We start from the raw sequence: 20,995 nt of genomic DNA on the forward strand, positions 1-20,995 counted from the left end.
TCAATCGCGCCAAAGGTACGGGAAGAGCAACCAGGCCAAGGTGATGGTGACCACATCGAGGGCAGCCAATGCCAGGAAGAGCAGCCCCGTATCCGACCATGGCGCGCCTTGCAGCGCGAGCTGGCTGGCGCGCATCACGGCCAGGAGCATCGGCAGGATCACTGGGAAGCCGAGGATGGCCATGAGGCCGATACCATTGCCCGCCCGGGCAGCGATGGCCGAGATCAGGGTGAGCACCGCTGCGAAGCCGATGCCGCCCAGGACCACCGCGAGCACGAATTGCACGAGATCAGCGCTCGCCAGCGGCTCGTCCCCGAGGAAGAGCGCGTAGAAGAGCAGGCTGAGCAGGCTCAGCAACGCCATTGTGAGCGCGTTGTACAGCGCGCGAGCCAGCACCACGCTCCGCGGATGCGCCAAGGTGTGCAAATAGAGCTGTCGGCCTTGGTCCTCGCGCTGAAAGGAGCGAGCCAGCGCATTGAAGGCCGCGAAGAGAAGGATGATCCAGAAGAGAGCGTTCCAAGCCGTGCCAGCCAATGCGTCCTTCATGGCCAGATGGCACACGTACACGGCGCTCACAACATAAAGGAGCATGCCGCCCCAGGCAGCACGTTGGCGAAGGTCGAGCGCGGCTTCGAGCTTCAGCAGGTTGAGCACCTCCTTGGACATGGCGGCGCAAGGTAGCCGGAGCGCATGGGGCTGCCGAGAGAGGCGGAGCCACCTACTTCCTTCCTTCCTTCACCCTCACGGCTTCCGCATAGAACACCATGTACACATCGATGAGGGGGCGAACGCCAACAGGCGCCTTCCGATTGGCTTCAGCGGGGATCACCACGAGCACTTTATCCGCCCAGCGCGCCAGGCGGAATGCTCTGTACTTGCGGAACAGCTTCAGCTTCGGATATCGCTTCTCGAAAGTCTCGATGCCCTCCGGCCAGTTTCGTTCATGGCTGCGGAAAACCACAGCATCGATCTCTGCTTTGCTGAGGCCTTGCTTGTCGAGGGCAGAGAGCGCCTCGGCATCATCGGCGAGGTCGTAGGTGGCGTAAACGGCATCGGGCCGCAGGATGCGCGCGGGCCGCAACCGCTGCCAAGCGGGTCCTTTGCTTGGCGGCTCACGCAAGGCCATGGCATCAACGGCCTCCACGCCGCCGGCGCGCACCACGAGATAGAAGTCCTCTTTGGCCCGAAGGTCTTCGGGCATGTGGATGTTGAACACGGCAGGCACCGAGACGATCGACATGGCGCCCTCGTCCGATGAGTACTCGCAAACGAGGTAGGCCGTGTAGTTGCGCAGTGCACCGGCATTCGCTGATCGCGCGCTATCCGTGCGCAGGCCGGCTGGCAGCGCCTGCGGCTCGCTCAGGCGCAGAATATCAGCGATGCCCTCAGGCGAAATGCCGGCAGCCTTCAAACCTGCTTGTGCAGGGGCATCCTGCCCCAGGTCCGGACGGGCCACGAGCGCCGAAGGCGTGGTGATGCGCACTTGGGTCTGGCCAAGCAGTCCCGAAGGGAGGATGAAAAGGAGAGCGAATTGCAAGTGCTTGATCATGTGGGAGGGTCATTGCTACGCAGCGGCGCTGAAAAGGTAACGGCGCACGCCAGCGCATTTTCGAGGATCGTGATGAACCTTTGCCACCCAGGCTTGTTCATCACGGATGCGAACCATGAACGTCATGCTCCTGATCTCAATACTAGGCTTATTCGGTTGTTTCCGTGGCGTCAAGAAAGCCGAGCCTACTGGTCGGACCACGGCGACCGGGGTTGGTTTCCATGACCTGGTCGCCACGGACATCCATGGTCAGGCTTATCCGTTCGAGCAGCTCAAGGGCAAGAAGGTGATCGTTGTGAACACGGCCAGCGAATGCGGTTACACGCCGCAATACCGGCAGCTGCAGGAGCTCCATGAGGCATACGGCAAGAAGGGCCTCGTGATCATCGGCTTCCCGTGCAATCAGTTCGGCGGTCAAGAGCCCGGCAGCGATCAACAGGTAGAGGCATTCTGCCAGAAGAACTATGGGGTCGCCTTTCCGCTGATGAGCAAGGTTGAAGTGAAGGGCGAGGGCCAGCACCCGGTTTACCGGTGGCTCACGCGGAAGGAGATGAACGGAGCCATGGATGCCGTTGTGAAATGGAATTTCCACAAGTTCCTCATCGATGGCGATGGCCGACTCGTCATGTCGCTCGAGAGCGGCGTTTCGCCGTTGGATGAACGAGTGATCGGTTGGATCGAGGGCCGATGAGCGAAACCGTTGATATCCTCTGCATCACAGCGCATCCCGACGATGCCGAGATATCCATGGCAGGAACCATCCTGCTGCATGTGGCCCTTGGTCATCGCGTGGGCCTGGTCGAGCTCACGGCGGGTGAACTGGGCACACGGGGCACACCTGCCCTGCGTGCGCAGGAAGCCGAATCGGCGCGTCAGGTGCTCGGGGCCGGCTTCAGGTACCAGCTAGGGCTGAGCGACGGATTCTTCCGCGCCGACCACGGGAGCCTGCTGGCGGCAGTGGCATCCATTCGCAGGCATCGGCCGAGGGTGGTGCTCACCAATGCGCGGATAGATAGGCATCCCGATCACGGCCGCGCCGCAGACCTGGTCGCCGAAGCTTGTTTCCTCAGCGGCTTGCGGCGCATCGAGACCAGTCACGAAGGAGTTGCCCAAGAGGCGTGGCGACCCACCACGGTACTGCATGCCGTCCAGGACCGGTGGGTCGATCCCGATATCGTCTTCGACATCACGCCATTCTGGGAGAAGAAGCTGGAAGCGCTCAAGTGCTTCTCCTCGCAGTTCCATGACCCGGCCAGTCGGGAGCCGAGCAGCCCGATCGCCCGTGCGGATTTCCTTCCCTTCCTCGAAGGGCGTGCGCGCGAGATGGGACGCTTGCTCATGGTCACCTACGGTGAGGGCTTTTGCGCAGCGCGGCCACCGGGCATCCGCGACGTCATGCAGCTTGGCTGAAGGCTACCGGCCCAAGAGTTTTCGAATCAAGGCCATCACGCGGTCACCGTCTTCTCCATTCGGCAAGTAGTCCTTGAGGCCAGCACCGGAGATCCGATTGAACACGACGACTTGGTAGATCAGCGAGGCTGAATAGGCCACCGAAGCCGTGATGGCTGCTCCTTCCGCACCAAGGGCTGGGATGAGGGTGATGCCGAGGCCCGAGGTGATCAGGAGCGCGAGACCGGAACCGATCGTGTTGTGCCGCACCCTGCCCGTACCGCTCAAATAATGGCTCAATGCCTGCGATGCGGCCATGGCCAGCAGCCCGGGTGCAAGCAAAGCGACGAGCCTGCGTATGCCGATCGCCTCGGGGCCGAAAACCCAGGTGAATGCCGTTCCGGGCAGCAGCACAAGAAGGGAAACAGCAGCGACAGCTACAGCCACGGAGGCTTTCATCACCGTGAGCGTGAGGTCGCGTTGGCGCGTTGCCTCGTCCAGGTTGCTCACGCGCGCATAGAGCACGGTGCCCAAGCTCTTCGGTGCCAGCCAAGTGCTCTCAGCCAGCTGCGTGGTAATGGCCCATAAGCCCAAAGGCGCGGCTCCATGGAATCGCTGCACCAGGAAATACGAGAGCCGATAATTGAGCAATTGCAGACCATTCGCAGCTTGGGCAGGCAGTCCTTGGCGCAGCATGGCCATGAAGGCCGCCGTTGGATCCGTGCGCGTCCCGGGCTGTCTGGAAAGCACAAGCGCGCTCAGCAAGGCCGTGCCGCCATGGGCGATGTAGAGCGCTGCGATGTAGTCCACGAACGCCGGCCCTCCGACGCGGAGCAGGACGATGAAGGAGGCCACCAGCAAGAGCGTTCGGCCAAGCATCAGGGCGTTGTGCTGCGCGAAGCGCTCGCGTCCGAGCAGGAGCGTGAGGTGAATGGTGCCGATGGCTTCCAGCAAGGCCAGCGCGGCGGCGTGCAGCCCGAGCCCTTCAGGAGAGAGGCCCAGCGGTTCCAGCAACAGGGCTGCCATGGCGCTCATGAGCAGTGCCCATCCGTAAGCGATCCAGCGGAGCGTGCGCGTGCCATGCCGGGGCTCCAAGTACACCAGCGCCCCGCCGCCAACGATGTTGATGGCCAGGATGACGAATGCGATGGCCAGCACCAGCAAGCTCATGCGACCCACCTCTGCAAGGCCGAGCAGGTGGGCAGCCAGCGCAGCCACCATCAATTGGGCCGCTGCGACCGCTACGCGCGCGCCGATGGTGCCGATGGCCGCACGTCTCATGCTTCGTCGTCGTCTTCGGCGTGATGACGGCGCTTCTTCCGGCCGCTCTTGGCGTTCGCACGCTTGGCGGAGAGCACAGGGCTCCGCATCCCATCGACCAGGGTGAATTCGCCGATCGCGCTTAGCGTGCGCACGCCCATGCCGTAGGCGGTGGCCGGGAATCCATCGACGCGGTGCACAGGCTCTTCAGAGAACCGTTCCGGATCGAGTTGCGTCACCCGGTTCAGCCAGACCCCGAGCTGCTCGGGATCAGAGGCGTCCAGCGCTGGCCTATAGAGCCGGCCATCATGCACGAAAGGCGTTCCTGCAGGCCTGGAATGCCGCGCATCGCATTTCACGGGCGAGCAGGCGTGCTCCTTGAACGGACCGAATGGCGAAGGTGCATGGAAGGCATGAAGCTGCGCGTCGGGCATCGGGTCGCGCGTGCCCATGAGCCACCACAGGCCACCATGCGCGAAGAGCGTTGGCGCGTGCAGGGAATGGCCCAGCAATACAGGCCCTTCATCGTAGCCATCGTTGGCCTTGTTCACGGGCAGCAGCAGCACCTCACCGCGCTTGAAATCGCATAGCAGCGAGTGCGCCTTGCCATCGATGGCAAGCGTGAACGGATAGCGCGCGTCCTCGAAGCCATCGTGCATCGTGCGCGACCGCTTCAGGATGTTATCGGGCTTGGGGCGCAACCGTGCGATCACGCCGCCATCGCCGCTCTCGCTGCTCTTGCGGTACACCGCATTCAATTCGCCATCGGCGTCGATGTAGCCGAAAGGCTCGAGCCGTGCCTTGCCCTTGGATGGACTGGGGAGCCATCGCACGTTGCGGCTGCCCCCTTCCTGCAAGAGCACATGGATGGGCTGATGGAGAAGGCCGATGTTCCATGCACCAGCCGGGCTGCTCACGTTCTGCGGTGGCCCGCCCGTTAGCCGGCGCCATTGATAGCGCAGCATGCTGAGCGCGCCGGGCAATGGGATCCGGCGAAGGGCGGTGGCGGGCTGCGCCGCTGGGGGCGCGGCATTGGCCACCCATGCACGCGCTGCATCCGCTGGCCATCTGGCCGCGATGTCAGCCATGCGGCGGGCCGTTGCAATCGGATCGGTCTCGGTGGGCAGATATCCCCCACGAAGCACCGATCCATCCGCAGCATCAGCGAGGTTCATGACGACGTGGCCATGCTGCAGCACCACCTCGCGCATGCCCGGGAGCACGTCATGCGGGCTGGTCCCATCGCCATTCCGGTAACACCAGCAACGGCCAGGCTGCGCCCAAGGCCCGCTAGCCGGCGATGCGGCGTCACCGAGCAGCAGCAGAACATCGGCATCGGCGGGGACCTCCTTCAGTTCTGCCAGGCCGGTATCGCGAAGGCCATGGCGCATGGTCGAGAGCAGCTCGTTGGCTTCCGCTTCCCGCTCCAAGCGACGAAAGCGCCCATGGGTCCACTTCTCATGAAAGTCCGAGGGCCTGACCTCACGCGCTGAAGACCAGCCAAGGAGCTCAACGCCGCGCACGGCACGCAATCTCCGGATGCACTCCGCTTCCCATGCGCGCAGGCCGTTGCCGGCGATGCAGAATATGCGGATCTCAATGGGCATGGAGGCAGATGGCTTGTTCATACACTTGGCAGAAGGCACGCCCGACGGCCGCAGGGCTGAACCGCTCGCTCACGGTGTCGCGGATCCGCCCAGGGTCGAATCCCGCTTCGGATCGCATGAGCTTGACCATGGCTTCGGCGAGCGCGCCGTCATCACGAGGCTCGATCAGGATCCCGTTCACCTCGGTGATGAATGCTTGCGGCCCTCCGCAGCGCGTTGCGATCACCGGCTTGCCTTGGGCCAGCGCTTCGCCGGTGACCACGCTGAAGGTCTCCACGTTGCTATTCACCACCACGGCAAAGGCCTCGGCTGTTCGGTCAAGCGCTTCAGTGTTCGGCACCCGCCCGAGGAAATGCACATGATGCATGAGGCCAAGGTCGTGAACGATCCCTTTCAGCCGCTCGCGGTCGGGCCCATCACCAACGATGGTCAGGTGCGCGCGATCATCATGGCTGCGTGCAATGGCAAGGGCGCGCAGCACGCCGCTGATGTTCTTGGTGCGGTCCACAAGGTCCGCGACCACAAGGAAATGACCAACGGAGCCAACAGCAGGGAGGGGCCGGTCGAGGCCGGGGACCACATTGGGCACCACGGTGCACGCGGTGCAAAGCCCATGCGCGCGCATCGCCTCACCCAAGTGCGCGGAGACCGCTGTGACCATTGCCGCGCGGCGGAAGAGGAAGCGATTGAGGCGGTGGAAGAGGAAGGACTTGCGCGCGTACGTGCCGTCGATGTACTCGCTGCTCTGCTCGCTCAGCACCAAGGGAACGCGCTGACCTTGTGCTAGGCGCCAGGCGAACAGCGCAGGCCGAACCATGATATAGGCATGCAGCAGATCGGGCCTGCCGCGCTCGCTCATTACACGCGCCCAACCGCGGCTGGCCGCCCGCCAATAGCGGATGAGGTTCACGGCCTTGCGGATCGGCGCGAAGCCGATGGTGCTGGCCCGGAACCGGATGGCGAGTTCCCAGGCGCCTTCATCGTCGCGCAGTTCCTGCTCCTCATCCGCATCAAGGCCGCGCACCGCCTCGATATGGAGCACGCTCATGCGAACGAAGGCGCTCGCCGCCAGCGCCTGCTTGCGGATGAAGTCGCCCAGTTGGGGGTCGTTGCGGCCAGGATACCACTTGGGCAGCAGGAGCACGTGCATGGGTTGCGGCAAAGTACGTGGCGCCAATAACGCGAGCGCGGGCTCCGGCTATATTTGCGGCCCATCCGGGAACGGAAGGTGCCGGAGCGATCCGGAAACGCGGTGGTTGTAGCTCAGTTGGTTAGAGCGCCGGATTGTGGTTCCGGAGGTCGCCGGTTCAAGCCCGGTCTACCACCCGAAAGAAGAAGGAGCGCCGCGAGGCGCTCTTTCGTTTTCCGGGAATCCCAGGCCAAGGGCTCCACTTGTTCACGAGCCGCCCTCAGGCCCGGTGCTTCGCATTCCCGAGCACCGACTGGAGGTTCCATTCGATCCGCCGCTGCACGGGGGCCTTGCGATGCGGGCAATCGGCCAAAGCGCATACTCCGCAACTTGCAGGCACGCAGGGGTCCATGTGGATGAAGAGCTCCACCTCACGGGCGAAGGACGTTGCACCGGAGGCAGCCCTCGCATTGACCAATCGCTCAATCGCTGCGATCTCGTCATGTGCTTGTTCAAGGGTCCAATACCACGGGAGCGTGGCGTGGCAGTCGATGTGCAGCACGCTGCCGTACTTGATCATGCGGAAATTGTGGAGGTCAACCCATTGCGGACGTCGGGCGGACTCGAGCCGGGCGATCACCTCGGCGGCAAGGCCCAGGTCGGCTTCATCCATGATGCCGGCAACCGACCGGCGGAAGATGCGCAGCCCGGTGATGATGATGTACACGGCGAAGCCGATGGCCAGCACCTGATCGAGCCATAGCAGGCCCGTGATGCCGATGAGGGCAAGCCCTGCCAGCATCGCCAGGGTGCTCCACGCATCGCTGAGCAGGTGGGCCCCGCTGGCTTCCATGGTGATGGAACGCGATTGCCGTCCACGACGCCGCAATGCCAGGCCCATGGCCAGGTTCATGGCTCCTGCCACGGCCGTGAGCACGATGCCGGTGCTGAGCGAATGCAGGTGCTGCTCATGGAGCAGGGCGCTGATGGCCCTCCAGATGATGAGGCCTCCCGCCACCACGACCAATCCGCCTTCGATGCCTGCGCTGATGAACTCCACCTTGCCGTGCCCGTACGGGTGCTCGCGGTCGCGCGGCTTGGCAGCCAGAACTAGGCTGTACAGCGCGAAGGCCCCGGCCACCACATTCACGATGCTCTCCAGCGCGTCGCTGAGGATGGCATTGCTGTGCGTGAGCCACCAAGCCATGAATTTGATCGCCATCAGGGCCGCGCCCGCGCTGAGGACCACGGCTTGCAAACGGATATCGCTTCGTGCGTGCACGGAACAAGTTTAACCGTGCGCGTTCAGCAACGGGCAAGCAGTGATCATGGAGGTCATTGATCACGCCGTAATCTTGCCGCCGAAAAACCGCCCTTGCATGTTCATGCTCATGGCCATCGTGTTCGTGATCGGCTACTTCGCCATTGCGCTGGAGCATCCGCTGCGGATCAACAAGGCCGCAAGCGCCATCCTCACGGGCGCGGTGGTCTGGACCATCCTTCTCCTTGGCCGCGAGGCCATCTTCCATGGCGACCCGGCCCACGCGGACCATGCTGGCCTTAATGCGCACCTTCTGCATCACCTGGGTGATATCGGCAGCATACTGTTCTTCCTGATGGGCGCCATGACGATCGTGGAGCTGGTGGATGTGCATGAGGGTTTCCGCGTGATCACCGACCGCATCAGTGCAACGAAGAAGACGCAGCTGCTCTGGATCGTCAGCATCATCACGTTCTTCCTGAGCGCCGCGCTCGATAACCTCACCACCACCATCGTCATGTGCGCCTTGCTGCGCAAGCTGATCAAGGACAAGGAGACGCTCTGGGTCTTCGCTGGCATGGTGATCATCGCGGCCAATGCGGGCGGGGCATGGAGCCCCATCGGCGATGTCACCACGATCATGCTCTGGGTGAAAGGCCAGGTGACCACGGTGAACATCATGGTGAAGCTGCTCATCCCCAGCCTGGTCTGCCTGTTGCTTCCGCTTCTTTGGATCGGCCGCACGCTGAAGGGCCATGTGGAGCGGCCGGATTCAGTGATCGACCAAGGGCATCACGGCCTTCACGGCAATGGCGTTACACCGAGCGAGCGCACCGTGGTCTTCATCCTTGGCGTGGGCGCATTGCTCTTCGTGCCGGTGTTCAAGGCTGTCACGCACCTGCCTCCCTTCATGGGCATCATGCTCGGCCTGGGCATCCTCTGGGTGTACACGGAGATGATCCATATGCGCCACGGCGTCGATCAGCGGGGCCATTTGATGGTGACATCCGTATTGCGCCGGATCGACCTGCCCAGCGTGCTCTTCTTCCTGGGCATCCTGGTGGCGGTATCGGGCCTGCAGGTGGCGGGGCATCTTACGCTGATGGCGGAAACACTGGATCGCACTTTGGGCAATGTCTTCTTGATCAATGGGGCCATCGGGATGCTCTCGGCCGTGGTGGACAATGTGCCGCTGGTGGCGGCTGCCCAAGGCATGTACCCGATGACGCAGTTCCCGCCCGACCACATCTTCTGGGAATTGCTCGCCTTGTGCGCAGGCACCGGCGGAAGCATGCTCATCATCGGGTCTGCCGCAGGCGTGGCCGCCATGGGCATCATGCACATCGATTTCATCTGGTATTTCAAGCGGATCGCGCTTCCTGCGGCCATCGGCTACGTGGGGGCCATCCTGTGCTTCTGGCTGCTCTGGTCCTGAGACAGGCCATCAACAACCTGCGGTAAGTATCCGAAGGCGAAGGAGATCGCCAACGGCGTTCCAACGCGCACATTTGCCGCACCAACCCCCTCGCTCATGTACATGCTTATCGGAATCGTCTTCATTGTGGGCTACTTGGGCATCGCGCTCGAACACCCGCTGCGCATCAACAAGGCCGCGACCGCGCTGCTCACCGGCGTCCTTGTCTGGGTGCTGTTGATGGTCGGTCAGCACGATCTCTTCGGGGCCACCGTTGGGCATGCCGGAACGGAAGGGCTCATCGAGGAGCTCATGCATCACCTCGGTGATATCGCGAGCATCCTGTTCTTCCTCATGGGCGCCATGACCATCGTGGAACTGGTGGACGCTCACGAGGGGTTCCGGGTGATCACGGACCGGATCAAAGGCACCAACAAGGTGACCCTGATGTGGGTCCTGAGCATCATCACCTTCTTCCTGAGCGCCGCATTGGATAACATGACCACCGCGATCGTGATGTGCGCGCTGCTGCGCAAGCTCATCAAGGACAAGAATGACCTGTGGACGTTCGCGGGCATGGTGATCATCGCGGCCAACGCCGGTGGCGCGTGGAGCCCCATCGGCGATGTGACCACCATCATGCTTTGGATCGGCGGCCAGGTGACCACGGGGAACATCATCGCCAAGCTCATCGTGCCCAGCCTCGTGTGCCTCGTGCTGCCGCTGATCTGGTTCACCTTCACGTTCAAGGGTACGATCCAACGACCCGATGCACTGGCCGAGGACAATCCCGGGCACAAAGCCGTTTCGCGAGGCAAACAGCAACTCGTTTTCGTGCTGGGCCTGGTGGCTCTTCTTGGCGTGCCGCTTTTCAAGACGTACACGCATCTGCCGCCCTACATGGGCATCCTGCTCGGCCTCAGCATCCTGTGGATCGTGACCGAGATCATGCACATGAACACCATTGAGACCGACAAGGGGCACCTGCTCGTGACCTCGGTGCTGCGACGCATCGATGTGCCCAGCGTGCTGTTCTTCCTTGGCATCCTCACTGCGGTATCAGGTCTTCAGGTTGCGGGCCACCTTACTGATACGGCCCATCTGCTCGACGCCAAGCTGGGTAGCATTTACGCGGTGAACACAGTGATTGGCATGCTGAGCGCGGTGGTGGACAATGTCCCGCTCGTCGCCGCGGCGATGGGCATGTACCCGATGGAGCAGTTCCCAGTGGACCATCCTTTCTGGGAGCTGCTCGCTTACTGCGCAGGCACCGGAGGCAGCATCCTCATCATCGGATCGGCGGCCGGGGTGGCTACCATGGGCATTCTGGGCATTGACTTCCTGTGGTATGTACGGCGGATGGCCTTTCCAGCCGCGCTGGGCTATTTCGGAGGCATCATCGCTTTCTGGCTCATGTGGCATTGATGGCTGACCGTCAGTCAGTTGTACATTGAAGTGAGCCGTAGGGAACGGCTGCGCTGCTCGTTGGGTAGAGGCCCAAATGGTCCGTAAACCGGTCATTCAACCGAGTGTAAGGTTCTGCCCGCTACATTCGCGGCCCATTTTCAACCGAACAGTCAACATGACCACCCGGTACGAGACCGTCTTCATTCTAACTCCCGTTTTGTCTGAGGACCAGGCAAAGGAGACGGTAAAGAAGTTCAAAGACCTGATCAAAGCAGGCCATGGAAAGGTCCAACATGAAGAGAACTGGGGGATGCGCAAGCTCGCGTATCCCATCCAGAAGAAGTCCACGGGCTTCTACCACCTGATCGAGTTCGAGGCCGACGCGCAGTTCGTGGCCAAGCTCGAGACCGAATACCGCCGCGATGAGCGCGTGATCCGCTTCCTGACGACCAAGATGGACAAGCACCATCAGGCCTTCGCCGAGCGCATGCGCAACAAACGGAAGCAATCCGCCGAAACCGCCAACGCCTGAACCCATGAGCACTGAGAATGCCGGCGGCGAGATCCGCTACCTCACCCCGATCGCCATCGAGACGAAGAAGGCCAAGTACTGCCGCTTCAAGAAGATGGGGATCACCTATATCGACTACAAGGACGAGCAGTTCCTGCTGCGCTTCGTGAATGAGCAGGGCAAGATCCTCCCGCGCCGCCTCACGGGCACCAGCCTCAAGTACCAGCGCAAGGTTGGCCAGGCCATCAAGCGTTGCCGCCACCTGGCCTTGATGCCTTACGTGGCTGATATGATGAAGTAACCCTCCACACGAAAAGCCATGGAAGTCATCCTGAAGAAAGACGTGGAGCACTTGGGCTACGCCAACGACGTGGTGAAGGTGCGCGAGGGCTACGCCCGCAATTACCTGCTTCCCCGCGGGCTGGCCGATCTGGCCACGCCGAGCATGAAGAAGCAGGTCGCAGAGACGCTGAAGCAACGCGCGCATAAGCTCGCCAAGATCAAGGCTGACGCTGAGGCACTGGCCGGAAGCGTGGAAGGCAAGACGCTGAAGATCGGCGCCAAGGTGGGCGAGAAGGGCCGCATCTTCGGAAGCGTGAACACCATCATGATCGCTGATGCGCTCAAGGCCATGGGCTTCGAGGTCGACCGCAAGAGCATCAAGCTTAAGGGCGAGGCCATCAAGAGCATCGGCAAGTACGAGGCTGAGGTGGCCTTCCACCGCGATGTGGTGCGCACCATCCCCTTCGAGGTGGTGGAAGAGTGACCGCGATCAAACGGAAGAGCAAAGGGCTGCCGAGGGGCGGCCCTTTCTTCTTGCTGGCAGTTCATAGGCTTGGAAGAGAGCAACTGCGTTCGATGCGGGCCGGGACCGCCCTCTGCTCCATCACCTCCCTCACAACAGGATCTCATTTATCGGCTGCATCGGCTTCAGGCCGTGCGCCTCCCCGAGCATCTCGCGCAGGTCGATCTCGATGGTGCGGGTGATCGCCGTGATGGGCACATCGTTCGCGCTGCCCTCGAAAGGATTCTCCGTGGCCTCGCCGATGCGCTCCATCATCATGAATACCCAACCCACCACCACGGTGAAGGGGACCGTGAGCCAGATGAAGCCCGGGCCCAGCTTCGCGAATTCACCGAGCATGCCGAAGGGCACCATCCAGTTGAACAAGCGCACGAACATGAGGTTGATGGTGGCGTACTGCCGCGGATAGGGGAAGTTCTTGATCCGTTCGGCTTTGCCCTGATGGTCATAGAGGGCGACCAGCAGGTTCTCCATCTCCACGTGGTGCAGGGTGCTGATGAGCCCTTGGTCATGCAGGGCACGGAGGTCTGCTGATTGCGCGGCGATGAGCTGCGTGGCAGCGTTGCTCTTCGAGAGCACAGAGGACCGTTCTTCATCGGTGATCAGCCCCGCGATAGCATCCGATAGGGAAGGGCCGTCCTGCTCATCCACCGTGTAGTTCTTGCGGTACTCCCGGTTGTACACCTTGATCGTGTGCTCCCAGGTCCGGGGCACGCGGAGTTGGTAGCGCAGTGCATGCAGCCAAGCCAGGTGCCGATGGATGAGCCGTGCCCGGATGCCCTTGAGGTCATGCTCGGGGATGGCCGCTTTGGCCTGCGCCGGGCTCACGAAGTCGATGGCCATGATCGCCCAAGAGCGGCTGCTGTTCACGATGGCGCCGTAGATCTGGCGGGCCTCCCACAGGCGCGCGTAGGTGGCGTTGTTCTTGAAGCCGACGATGAAGGCCACCGCAGTGCCCACGATGGCGATGGGCACCCAGGGGATCGTGAGCCAGGTCCACCCGAGGAAATGGTAGAGCGCGGTGGGCAAGGCCCCGAGCACAAGGAAGAAATAGATATCGCGCCGGGTCCAATGGACCACTTGTGAGAAGGAGTATCGACGTCCTGCGTGCATGGTTCAGTTGTTCATCCGCATTTCCTCCAGGTCCAGCTGGCCTTCCATCTTGCGCACGACTTCCGCATCGAAGGCCCGTTCCCGGCGCGCATCGGCCAGTGAGCGGCGCTGCACGGCGATCAGGGAGCGCTGCAGTTCGCGGTTGCCATCCTCGGGCAGTGCCGCTTTCTCGGCATCGCGCAGCTCCTCCAGCGCCTTGAGGTAATTCTGCTCGAGGCTCAGGAAGTGCTGGTGCACGCGTTCCAGGCGCTGATCGCGATCGGGCAGCGAGGTCACATGCTCCACCACTGCGCGAACCATTCTGATTCGCAGCGCCAGTTCCTGTTCCGCATGCGGCGTGTCGGCATCCAATTCGCCCATGTTCAGCAGGCGCACCACCCAGGGCAATGTGAGGCCCTGGCCCACCAGCGTGACGAGGATCACGGTGAAGGTGATCACCAGGATCGTCTCGCGATGCGGGAAGGGTTCACCAGTGGGCAGGGCCACGGGAATGGAGAGTGCGGCCGCCAGCGACACCACTCCGCGCATGCCCGCCCAGCTCAGCAGCGTAGGCCCACGCCAGCCCGGTGATTGCTCATTCCGGCGGATCCTTGGGAACAACCAGCGCGGGATGTGCGCAGCTGGGTACATCCAGAGGAAGCGCACGGCGATCACCAACAGGCTCACAAGCAGGCCGTAGACGATCGCTTCACCCAAGGCCTGCGCGCTGAGCCCCTCCACGATCACCGGCAGATCCAGCCCGATGAGGATGAAGACCAAGGCATTCAGCACGAAGCTCACCGTGTGCCAGACCTGCGTGGCCTGCACGCGGGCGCGGTAGTCCAGGAATGCGTGCGAGCGGAAGGAAAGGAAGAGCCCGCCGGTGACCACGCTGATCACGCCGGAGCATTCAAGCTCCTCCGCCGCGATGTACATGATGTAGGGGGACATCAGCGTCATGGCCGTATCGATGCTCGGCGTGGTGGGCAGTGCCCGGTGCAGGAAGTACACCGCGTGCGCGATGACCAGGCCGACCACGATGCCCCCGAGCACCAGGATCGTGAATTGCTCCAGCGCTTCAGTCGCCACGAATTGCCCGGAGACAACGGCCGCCAAGGCGAAGCGGAACACGATCAGGCTGCTGGCATCGTTCACCAGGCTTTCGCCTTCAAGGATCGCCGTGGCGCGCTTGGGAATGGGCATGCCCTTCAGCACCGACGTGGCAGCCACGGCATCGGGCGGGCTGATGATGCCGCCCAAGAGGAAGCCCATCGCCAGGGTGAATCCCGGGATGAGCCAGCTGGTGAAGAAGGCCACCACCAGTGAAGTGAAGAACACCAGCCCGAAGGCGAGCATCAGGATGCTGCGCTTCCATTTCCAGAAGGCCCGCCACGAGGTGAACCAGGCCGCTTCGTAAAGCAGGGGGGGCAGGAAGACCAGGAAGACCAGCTCGGGCTCGAGCTTCACGTGCGGCACGCCAGGAATCAGGGCAATCGCCAATCCCCCGAGAACCAAGAGGATGGGCTGCGCGATCCGCAGCTTGGGTCCCAGCAAGGTGAGCAGCGATGCCGCGAAGAGCAGCCCGATGACGAGCAGCAGGTCGTGATGGAGCATGCGTAGCGCCTCAAAGATGGTTGTTCACAAGACCTGATGGACGTCACCTTGTCCGGTTGCAAGAGCCGTAGTATTGCACCATGCTCAAGGGAGGGTCCTTCGTGCTGCTATTCGCCATCCTGGCGGGCATGGTCGCGCCTTCCCTTTTCGTGCTGCATTTCCAATTGCACCGGGCCTACATCGAACGGGAGCTCTGCGTGCAACGCGACGTGGCGATGGGTATGCGGACCTGCCACGGGCAATGCCAGTTGAGCAAGCGACTGAAAGCGCTGGAGCAAGAGGCTGCGCAGGGCTTCCCAGCAGAGCGGATCGATTTCCGGACCGAACCCGCCGTGGATGGGTTCAGTGTCCCTGTGCTGATCGCGAACAGCGCCCAACCGCGTCGTTTCGCGCATGTGGAGGACGGCCTCCTGAACGGATTCCGGGCACAGTCCGATCCCGTCCCTTGGGGGTAGGTGCGAACGCAAGGCGCCCTGCATGAGCGCCGCCATCCGTCGAACCTACTAACCCTTTTCCATGCGCCTCTTCCTCGTTGTCGGGTTGGTGCTGTTGCCCATCCTGACCACAGCGTGCGATGTATGCGGGATCTTCCTGGGCATACAACCGCACGATCGAACCTCGACCATTGGCCTGCTGTACCGTTACCGGAGGCTGGAAGGCACCTTGCCGGGCGTGAGCAAGGCGCTGAAGCATGGTGACCATGCGGCCAGCACCGCTGTTGACATGCGGTATCGAGAGCTCTACCAGGTGGTGGAGCTGCGTGCCGACCTGTGGCTCACGAAACGCCTGGCAATCCTGGCGGCCGTGCCGGCGGTGAACAACTACAGCGCCGTGAACGGCACGGTGTCCGCCGATGTTTATGCCGTGGCCGACCCCTATGCCATTGCCCGCTACCTCATGGCCAATACCAAGTGCACAACCACTGATGAGCGCACCGCGCACCGCTTGATGCTGGGCGTTGGCATGAAGGCGCCCGTTGGCCATACATCCATGCGCTGGCGCGAGGCAGAGGTGCAGCACGACCTGCAGCCGAGCACCGGTGGTTGGGACCTGCTGGGCAGTGCCGAATACAGCGTGCGGCGCAACCGGAACGGCGCGGCGGTCACCGTGATCGGCAGGCGGAATGGCGAAGGGGCGGAAAGGCACCGGATGGGGCACGGCATCAGCACCACGCTCGAGATTTTCCGCCGTTTCGAGCACGGCTCCGATTGGAAAGTGCTGCCCTCCTTGGGCGCGTACCACGAGCTCGCCGGCAAGGATGCGCACGATGGCGAAGCCATCGACGGCACCGGAAGTTCAACCCTCTTCACCCATGCAGGGCTCCGCATGTGGTGGCGCTCCTGGGGATTCCAAGGCGCCTTCCAGTACGCTGTTGCGCGTCAACTGGGAGAGCAGATGATCCCCAACCGCGAGCGCTTAGTCCTGGGCCTCACCTACAACATCAAACAACACTGAACCATGAGCAATTACAGGATTTCGCTTTGGGCCCTCGCTGCCCTGAGCCTTACCGCGTGCAAGAAGGAGAAGGAGGAGGAGCATGTTCACGATACCGGCGGCGGAAGCGCCGCCACGGTGAGCACGCGCCTCAATTTCATGCATGGCGCCAACGCCTTCGACATCAATGCCATCTACTCCGATGGCATGGGCCACGCCATCCAGTTCAACACGCTGAAATTCTATGCCTCCGATTTCCACATGGAGGATGACGGTGGCGCGACCGTGGCTGAATTCCACGACAAGGTCGTTCTATTCGACGGTGCCACGCCCACGGCTTCCTTCGAGTTAGGCACCATGAACGCAGGCCATATCCATGAAGTGCATTTCATGCTCGGCCTTGACAGTGCCGTGAACCATGCGGATCCCACCTCGGCCGCCTATCCGCTCAACATCCCCGGCATGCACTGGAGCTGGAATCCCGCAGCGGGATACAAGTTCATGAACATGGAAGGCCATGTGGATGGCAACGGCGACGGCGATTTCGATGACGCCGCCGACCTCACCTTCACGTACCACTGCGCCACCGATGCGCTGCTCTCCGAGGATCACTTCCATTTCCATCAGGATGTGAACGGCGGTGCGGTGACCGTGACCGGCAAGCTGGATGTGGCTGTGCTGCTCATGGGCCTTGACCTGCTCACGAACAACGTGGCCATGGGCGGAGGTCCGAATAACCAGCAGGCCATGAGCAACCTCGTGACCGCGATTACCGAGCTCTAGGGGCATGGCGCCGCTGGGGGCATGTGCGCCCAGCGGCGCTGCCGCTGGCCTTACTTTCGGCTCGATGCGTCTTCGGCCACGAGCACTTTTCGGGGTATTCCTGCTCGGCGGTTTATCGGCATGCGCGCCACCTGATCCCGTGCAACCCGAGGATACGAGGCCCACTTTGGCCGTCCGCATCGCTCATCTGTACGATTCATTGCCCCTCGACCCGCAGGCTGCCTTCGCTGACGGAGCGGGGAACACGGTCCGCTTCACCGCCCTGAAGCTCATCTTCTCCGGGTTCGTTGCGGAAACTGCAGCTGGTGACACGATCGGCGAATTCCCGATGAGCGCTGTCGTGGAGGATGCGCTGCTTGGTTTCATCCATGAGAAGAGCATCGGCCGGGTGCCAGTCACCGATATCCGCCGCCTGCGCTTCGATTTGGGGCTCGACAGCGCCCTGAACCATGCGAACCCGCTATCGCTGCCGTACCCGCTGAACGCCCCTGGCAATCATTGGGATTGGAATCCGGCTGCCGGATTCAAGTTCCTTCAGCTTGAGGGCCTGGTGGACGTGAACGGCGACGGCGACTTCTCCGATCCGGAGGACGAATCGTTCGTGTGCCACTGCGCGACTGATGCCTTGGTGCGCCCAGCGGTCTTGGAGCTGGAGCCGGAGATCGGAGAGCAGGTCGTTCGCGCAAGCCTGAAAGTGGAATGGAGCACGGCCCTTCAAGGCATCGATCTGCTCTCGGCGGGCACCGCCATGGGCATTGAGGAGCCATGCCCGCAACTCATGGATAACCTGGTGCTCGCTGTCAGCGCCGAGTAGCCGGCCTTTTCCTGATTCAGCAGCGGGGCCTACATTCGCGGCCCGCGCAGCCGAAAGGCTGCAACCGGGCGCTTAGCTCAGCTGGTTCAGAGCACCACCTTGACAAGGTGGGGGTCGTTGGTTCGAATCCAATAGCGCCCACTCGTTCGATGGCCGCACCTGCGGCCATCGGCATTTCAACCCGTGCGGGGGAGGCGATGTGACCGGTTCGGCGCAGCGCGTCCCAAGCGACACCGCTCCCCAGGTGCTGTTCAGCAAGAAGGCGATACCGGCCCCAGAGGCCACGGATGAGGAGATCGTCAAGGAGATCCAGCGCAAACCGGATGCGGACCGATTCGGCGTGCTCTACGATCGTTACTCCTCCAAGGTCTACCAGAAATGCCTGGGGATGACGCGCGACAAGCAGCTGGCCGCCGACCTCACGCACGACATCTTCCTGAAGGCATTCCTGCATCTGCCGAAGTTCGACCACCGCAGCCGTTTCGGCACTTGGCTCTACAGCATCACCTACAATCGCTGCCTCGATCACCTCCGCCGGCAGAAGCGCAACCGGACCGATGACCTCGATGAGGAGCACCAGGTCGCCCAAGGAGCCGAGGACCGGTATGAAGCCGAGCTGCTCGAGATGCGGGCTGAGCAATTGCCTGCCGTGCTCCATGCGCTCTCACCCGAGGACCGCGCCCTGCTCCTGATGAAGTACCAGGATGACCTTGCCGTGAAGGAGATGGCCGAGGCCCTTGGATTGGGCGAGAGCGCGGTGAAGATGCGCCTGATGCGCGCCCGCGAACGCGCCCTGATGCACTATCGCAACCTGGCCCCCGACGCTGCATGAGCGCCAACCCCTTCCATATCATCCGCTCCACGGAAGAGCCGCCCGAGCACCTGCGGAAGGAGGTGATGGGCAGCCTTCGCTCGGCCGTGCTCTTTATGCGCTTCGCTCAGCTCTTCTTAGCCGATTACGCCCACGCGCTCTTCGACAAGCTCAGCACCTTGGAGCGCAAACGCGCAGGCAACGATTCGAACCCGACCAAACCCGACCCTTGATATGGATACCATCGATGGCCTCATCGCCCGCGTGCAGGGCGCGCTCAACGGAACCTTGAATACCCTGATCGACCGATCGCCCACCTTGCTCCTCGCAGCCTTGGTGCTACTGATCGGCTGGCTTGTGGCGCGGGCCATGCGGTGGCTGATCCAGCGGTTGAGCGTGGTAGGCCGCTTGGAGCGCTTGGCGGAAAGGACCGGTTTCAGCAAGCTCCTTGTACGGGCCGGCGCCACCAGCCTGGGCACCCTGCTCGGCGTGATCGTCTTCTGGTCCGTGATGCTCGGCACCGTCATGCTCACCGCCGAGGTCCTGGGCATGACACCGGTGATCAACGGCATCGAGCGCGTGTTCGCCTATCTGCCCACCCTGTTCGCTGCGCTGGCGGTGTTCGTGCTCGGTTTCTGGCTCGCCGACAAGGCGCGCTTCGTCATGGGAAGCATGGGCGAGGCCATGGGCATCGGGGGCGGCAAGGTGATCGGACGCATCCTCTTCGTGGTGATCCTGCTCTACATCACCATCACCGCGCTCAACGTGGCCGGTGTTGATACCACCCTCATCACCAGCAATATCCTGATCGTCGTGGGCTCGCTCTTCGTCGCATTCAGCATCGCGTACGGATTCGCGGCCAGGGACATCCTCGCGAACATCCTCAGCAGCTACTACGGCAAGGACCGCTTCACTCCGGGCATGCGCATCCGCATCGGGCAGGATGAAGGCGTGATCACCCGCATCGACAGCATCCGGATCGCACTGCGCTGCGGTGATCGCGAAGTGCTCATCCCCACCGCACGGCTCATCAGTGAGCGCATCGAGGTGCTCGACCAGGCGGCTGAACAACCATGATCGCGGGTCCGTTTCCCGTTGCCACCTTTGCGAACCGAAACCCAACTTAACCGCCGTCCATGAGAATCGTCCGCATCTGCCTATTGAACCTCGCTGCTCTTTCAGCCATCAGCACCATCGCCCAGGAAGACATCGACCAGAAGGCCCGCGATGCCGCTGCTGCAGCGGCCGCTGCCCGCCACACCACCGACAGCCTCGATGGCAAATGGCAGCGCAGCGGCGTCTTCAGCCTGAACATGACGCAGGTGAGCCTCACCAACTGGGCCGCGGGCGGATTCAACACCGTGAGCGGCATCGCCATGTTCAATGGGGCGGCCAATTGGAAGAAGGGGCGCCGCGCCTGGGACAACAGCCTGGTGCTCGCTTTCGGCGGCCAGCAGATCGAGGATGGCGATCCGGTGAAGACCGATGACCGCATCGAGCTGAACAGCAAGTACGGCTACGACCTCAAGAAGCATTGGTACCTGGCCGGCGTGTTCCAGTTCCGCACCCAGTTCACTGAGGGCTTCAACACCGATGGCACGCGGATCTCGAATTTCCTCGCGCCCGCCTACGGCCTGCTCGGCCTCGGCCTCGATTACAAGCCCAACGACAACTTCACGGTGTTCATCTCGCCGGCCACGGCGCGCCTGGTGATCGTGAACGATGAGCTGCTCTGGGGCGGGAGCACCGATCCCGAGCTGCGCGTCTATGGCGTGAAGAACGGCAACACCACCGAGCTCGAGGCGGGCGGCTACCTGCGCTTCATGTACAAGGCCGAATTGGCCAAGAACATCAGCTTCATGACCCGCGGCGACATCTTCAGCAACTACCTGCGCGAGCCCGGCAATATGGATGTGACCTGGGAAACGCTCTGGACCTTCAAGGTGAACGACTGGTTCGCGGCCACGCTGAACACCTTGCTGCTCTATGATCACGACACCAATCTGCCGAAGAAGGATGCGGAAGGCGTTCCTTACGCGGGCCCTGCCACGCAGTTCAAGCAGACCTTGGGCATCGGCCTCACGGTGAAGCTCTGATCGCCGCCATTCCCCTTTG

General features: G+C 62.5%; 23 protein-coding genes and 2 tRNA genes. 17 read left to right on the forward strand and 8 right to left on the reverse strand.

The window, feature by feature from the left end; all coding sequences use genetic code 11:
* The gene (locus tag IPK70_11775) at positions 1 to 666 is read right to left on the reverse strand and encodes a heme exporter protein CcmB (GenBank protein MBK8227838.1); all 666 of its coding nucleotides are present in this window, start codon (positions 664 to 666) and stop codon (positions 1 to 3) included.
* 52 nt (positions 667 to 718) lie between these two features.
* Positions 719 to 1,549 (reverse strand): hypothetical protein, encoded by an 831-nt coding sequence (locus tag IPK70_11780; GenBank protein MBK8227839.1) that lies wholly within the window; start codon positions 1,547 to 1,549, stop codon positions 719 to 721.
* A 124-nt stretch (positions 1,550 to 1,673) separates the two neighbouring features.
* Between IPK70_11780 and IPK70_11785 the strand changes: the two genes are divergently transcribed.
* The gene (locus IPK70_11785) at positions 1,674 to 2,240 is read left to right on the forward strand and encodes a glutathione peroxidase (GenBank protein ID MBK8227840.1); all 567 of its coding nucleotides are present in this window, start codon (positions 1,674 to 1,676) and stop codon (positions 2,238 to 2,240) included.
* A complete protein-coding gene (gene bshB1 / locus IPK70_11790; protein MBK8227841.1) occupies positions 2,237 to 2,959 on the forward strand; it encodes a bacillithiol biosynthesis deacetylase BshB1 in 723 nt (240 codons plus the stop codon). The genes IPK70_11785 and bshB1 overlap by 4 nt, the downstream gene beginning before the upstream one ends.
* A gap of 3 nt (positions 2,960 to 2,962) precedes the next feature.
* Here the strand turns inward: bshB1 and IPK70_11795 are convergent, their stop codons facing one another.
* Genes IPK70_11795 through IPK70_11805 form a run of 3 tightly spaced genes read right to left on the reverse strand, consistent with a single transcriptional unit; the run spans position 2,963 to position 6,955 of the window.
* The gene (locus tag IPK70_11795) at positions 2,963 to 4,219 is read right to left on the reverse strand and encodes a polysaccharide biosynthesis C-terminal domain-containing protein (GenBank protein ID MBK8227842.1); all 1,257 of its coding nucleotides are present in this window, start codon (positions 4,217 to 4,219) and stop codon (positions 2,963 to 2,965) included.
* Entirely contained in the window at positions 4,216 to 5,805 is a 1,590-nt protein-coding gene (locus IPK70_11800; protein MBK8227843.1) for a hypothetical protein, read from the reverse strand. The genes IPK70_11795 and IPK70_11800 overlap by 4 nt, the downstream gene beginning before the upstream one ends.
* Positions 5,795 to 6,955, reverse strand: a complete 1,161-nt coding sequence (locus tag IPK70_11805) for a glycosyltransferase (GenBank protein MBK8227844.1) — start codon at positions 6,953 to 6,955, stop codon at positions 5,795 to 5,797. The genes IPK70_11800 and IPK70_11805 overlap by 11 nt, the downstream gene beginning before the upstream one ends.
* A 101-nt stretch (positions 6,956 to 7,056) precedes the next feature.
* Here IPK70_11805 and IPK70_11810 point away from each other — a divergent pair.
* Positions 7,057 to 7,132: transfer RNA gene (locus IPK70_11810), tRNA-His, on the forward strand.
* An 82-nt stretch (positions 7,133 to 7,214) separates the two neighbouring features.
* On the opposite strand, the gene IPK70_11815 is transcribed toward IPK70_11810, so the two are convergent.
* A complete protein-coding gene (locus IPK70_11815; GenBank protein ID MBK8227845.1) occupies positions 7,215 to 8,156 on the reverse strand; it encodes a cation transporter in 942 nt (313 codons plus the stop codon).
* A 157-nt stretch (positions 8,157 to 8,313) separates the two neighbouring features.
* Between IPK70_11815 and nhaD (IPK70_11820) the strand changes: the two genes are divergently transcribed.
* From nhaD (IPK70_11820) to IPK70_11840, 5 genes are all read left to right on the forward strand, one after another.
* Positions 8,314 to 9,630, forward strand: coding sequence for a sodium:proton antiporter NhaD (nhaD, locus tag IPK70_11820; protein ID MBK8227846.1), 1,317 nt, complete (start codon positions 8,314 to 8,316; stop codon positions 9,628 to 9,630).
* Positions 9,631 to 9,726: 96 nt separating this feature from the next.
* Positions 9,727 to 11,034, forward strand: a complete 1,308-nt coding sequence (gene nhaD, locus IPK70_11825; GenBank protein MBK8227847.1) for a sodium:proton antiporter NhaD — start codon at positions 9,727 to 9,729, stop codon at positions 11,032 to 11,034.
* Between the two features lie 157 nt (positions 11,035 to 11,191).
* Entirely contained in the window at positions 11,192 to 11,548 is a 357-nt protein-coding gene (locus IPK70_11830; GenBank protein MBK8227848.1) for a 30S ribosomal protein S6, read from the forward strand.
* A 4-nt stretch (positions 11,549 to 11,552) separates the two neighbouring features.
* Positions 11,553 to 11,828: a 30S ribosomal protein S18 gene (locus tag IPK70_11835; protein ID MBK8227849.1), complete on the forward strand. Its 276-nt coding sequence runs from the start codon at positions 11,553 to 11,555 to the stop codon at positions 11,826 to 11,828.
* An 18-nt stretch (positions 11,829 to 11,846) separates the two neighbouring features.
* Positions 11,847 to 12,293 (forward strand): 50S ribosomal protein L9, encoded by a 447-nt coding sequence (locus tag IPK70_11840; GenBank protein ID MBK8227850.1) that lies wholly within the window; start codon positions 11,847 to 11,849, stop codon positions 12,291 to 12,293.
* Between the two features lie 129 nt (positions 12,294 to 12,422).
* On the opposite strand, the gene IPK70_11845 is transcribed toward IPK70_11840, so the two are convergent.
* Together IPK70_11845 and IPK70_11850 are read right to left on the reverse strand one after the other, a co-directional pair.
* On the reverse strand, positions 12,423 to 13,445 hold the full coding sequence (locus IPK70_11845) for a multidrug transporter (GenBank protein MBK8227851.1): 1,023 nt from the start codon (positions 13,443 to 13,445) through the stop codon (positions 12,423 to 12,425).
* Between the two features lie 3 nt (positions 13,446 to 13,448).
* Positions 13,449 to 15,038, reverse strand: a complete 1,590-nt coding sequence (locus IPK70_11850) for a Na+/H+ antiporter (GenBank protein MBK8227852.1) — start codon at positions 15,036 to 15,038, stop codon at positions 13,449 to 13,451.
* Positions 15,039 to 15,118: 80 nt separating this feature from the next.
* On the opposite strand from IPK70_11850, the gene IPK70_11855 reads away from it, so the two are divergent.
* The 9 genes from IPK70_11855 to IPK70_11895 all read left to right on the forward strand — a co-directional run bounded on the left by IPK70_11855 (position 15,119) and on the right by IPK70_11895 (position 20,976).
* A complete protein-coding gene (locus tag IPK70_11855) occupies positions 15,119 to 15,493 on the forward strand; it encodes a hypothetical protein (protein MBK8227853.1) in 375 nt (124 codons plus the stop codon).
* Positions 15,494 to 15,554: 61 nt separating this feature from the next.
* Complete coding sequence (locus IPK70_11860) at positions 15,555 to 16,493, forward strand: hypothetical protein (protein ID MBK8227854.1); 939 nt, start codon at positions 15,555 to 15,557, stop codon at positions 16,491 to 16,493.
* 3 nt (positions 16,494 to 16,496) lie between these two features.
* On the forward strand, positions 16,497 to 17,255 hold the full coding sequence (locus IPK70_11865; protein MBK8227855.1) for a hypothetical protein: 759 nt from the start codon (positions 16,497 to 16,499) through the stop codon (positions 17,253 to 17,255).
* A gap of 64 nt (positions 17,256 to 17,319) precedes the next feature.
* Positions 17,320 to 18,069 carry a hypothetical protein gene (locus IPK70_11870; protein ID MBK8227856.1) on the forward strand — a complete coding sequence of 250 codons (750 nt, stop codon included), beginning with the start codon at positions 17,320 to 17,322 and terminating at the stop codon, positions 18,067 to 18,069.
* 66 nt (positions 18,070 to 18,135) lie between these two features.
* Positions 18,136 to 18,210: transfer RNA gene (locus IPK70_11875), tRNA-Val, on the forward strand.
* 103 nt (positions 18,211 to 18,313) lie between these two features.
* On the forward strand, positions 18,314 to 18,901 hold the full coding sequence (locus tag IPK70_11880; GenBank protein MBK8227857.1) for a sigma-70 family RNA polymerase sigma factor: 588 nt from the start codon (positions 18,314 to 18,316) through the stop codon (positions 18,899 to 18,901).
* Positions 18,898 to 19,113 carry a hypothetical protein gene (locus IPK70_11885; GenBank protein MBK8227858.1) on the forward strand — a complete coding sequence of 72 codons (216 nt, stop codon included), beginning with the start codon at positions 18,898 to 18,900 and terminating at the stop codon, positions 19,111 to 19,113. Before IPK70_11880 ends, IPK70_11885 begins: the two co-directional genes overlap by 4 nt.
* A gap of 1 nt (position 19,114) precedes the next feature.
* Positions 19,115 to 19,957 (forward strand): mechanosensitive ion channel, encoded by an 843-nt coding sequence (locus IPK70_11890; GenBank protein ID MBK8227859.1) that lies wholly within the window; start codon positions 19,115 to 19,117, stop codon positions 19,955 to 19,957.
* Positions 19,958 to 20,016: 59 nt separating this feature from the next.
* Complete coding sequence (locus IPK70_11895) at positions 20,017 to 20,976, forward strand: DUF3078 domain-containing protein (protein ID MBK8227860.1); 960 nt, start codon at positions 20,017 to 20,019, stop codon at positions 20,974 to 20,976.
* Positions 20,977 to 20,995 lie beyond the last annotated feature (19 nt).

Source organism: Flavobacteriales bacterium, from assembly GCA_016712535.1.
In the GTDB taxonomy this organism is placed as follows: Bacteria; Bacteroidota; Bacteroidia; order Flavobacteriales_F; family PHOS-HE28; genus PHOS-HE28.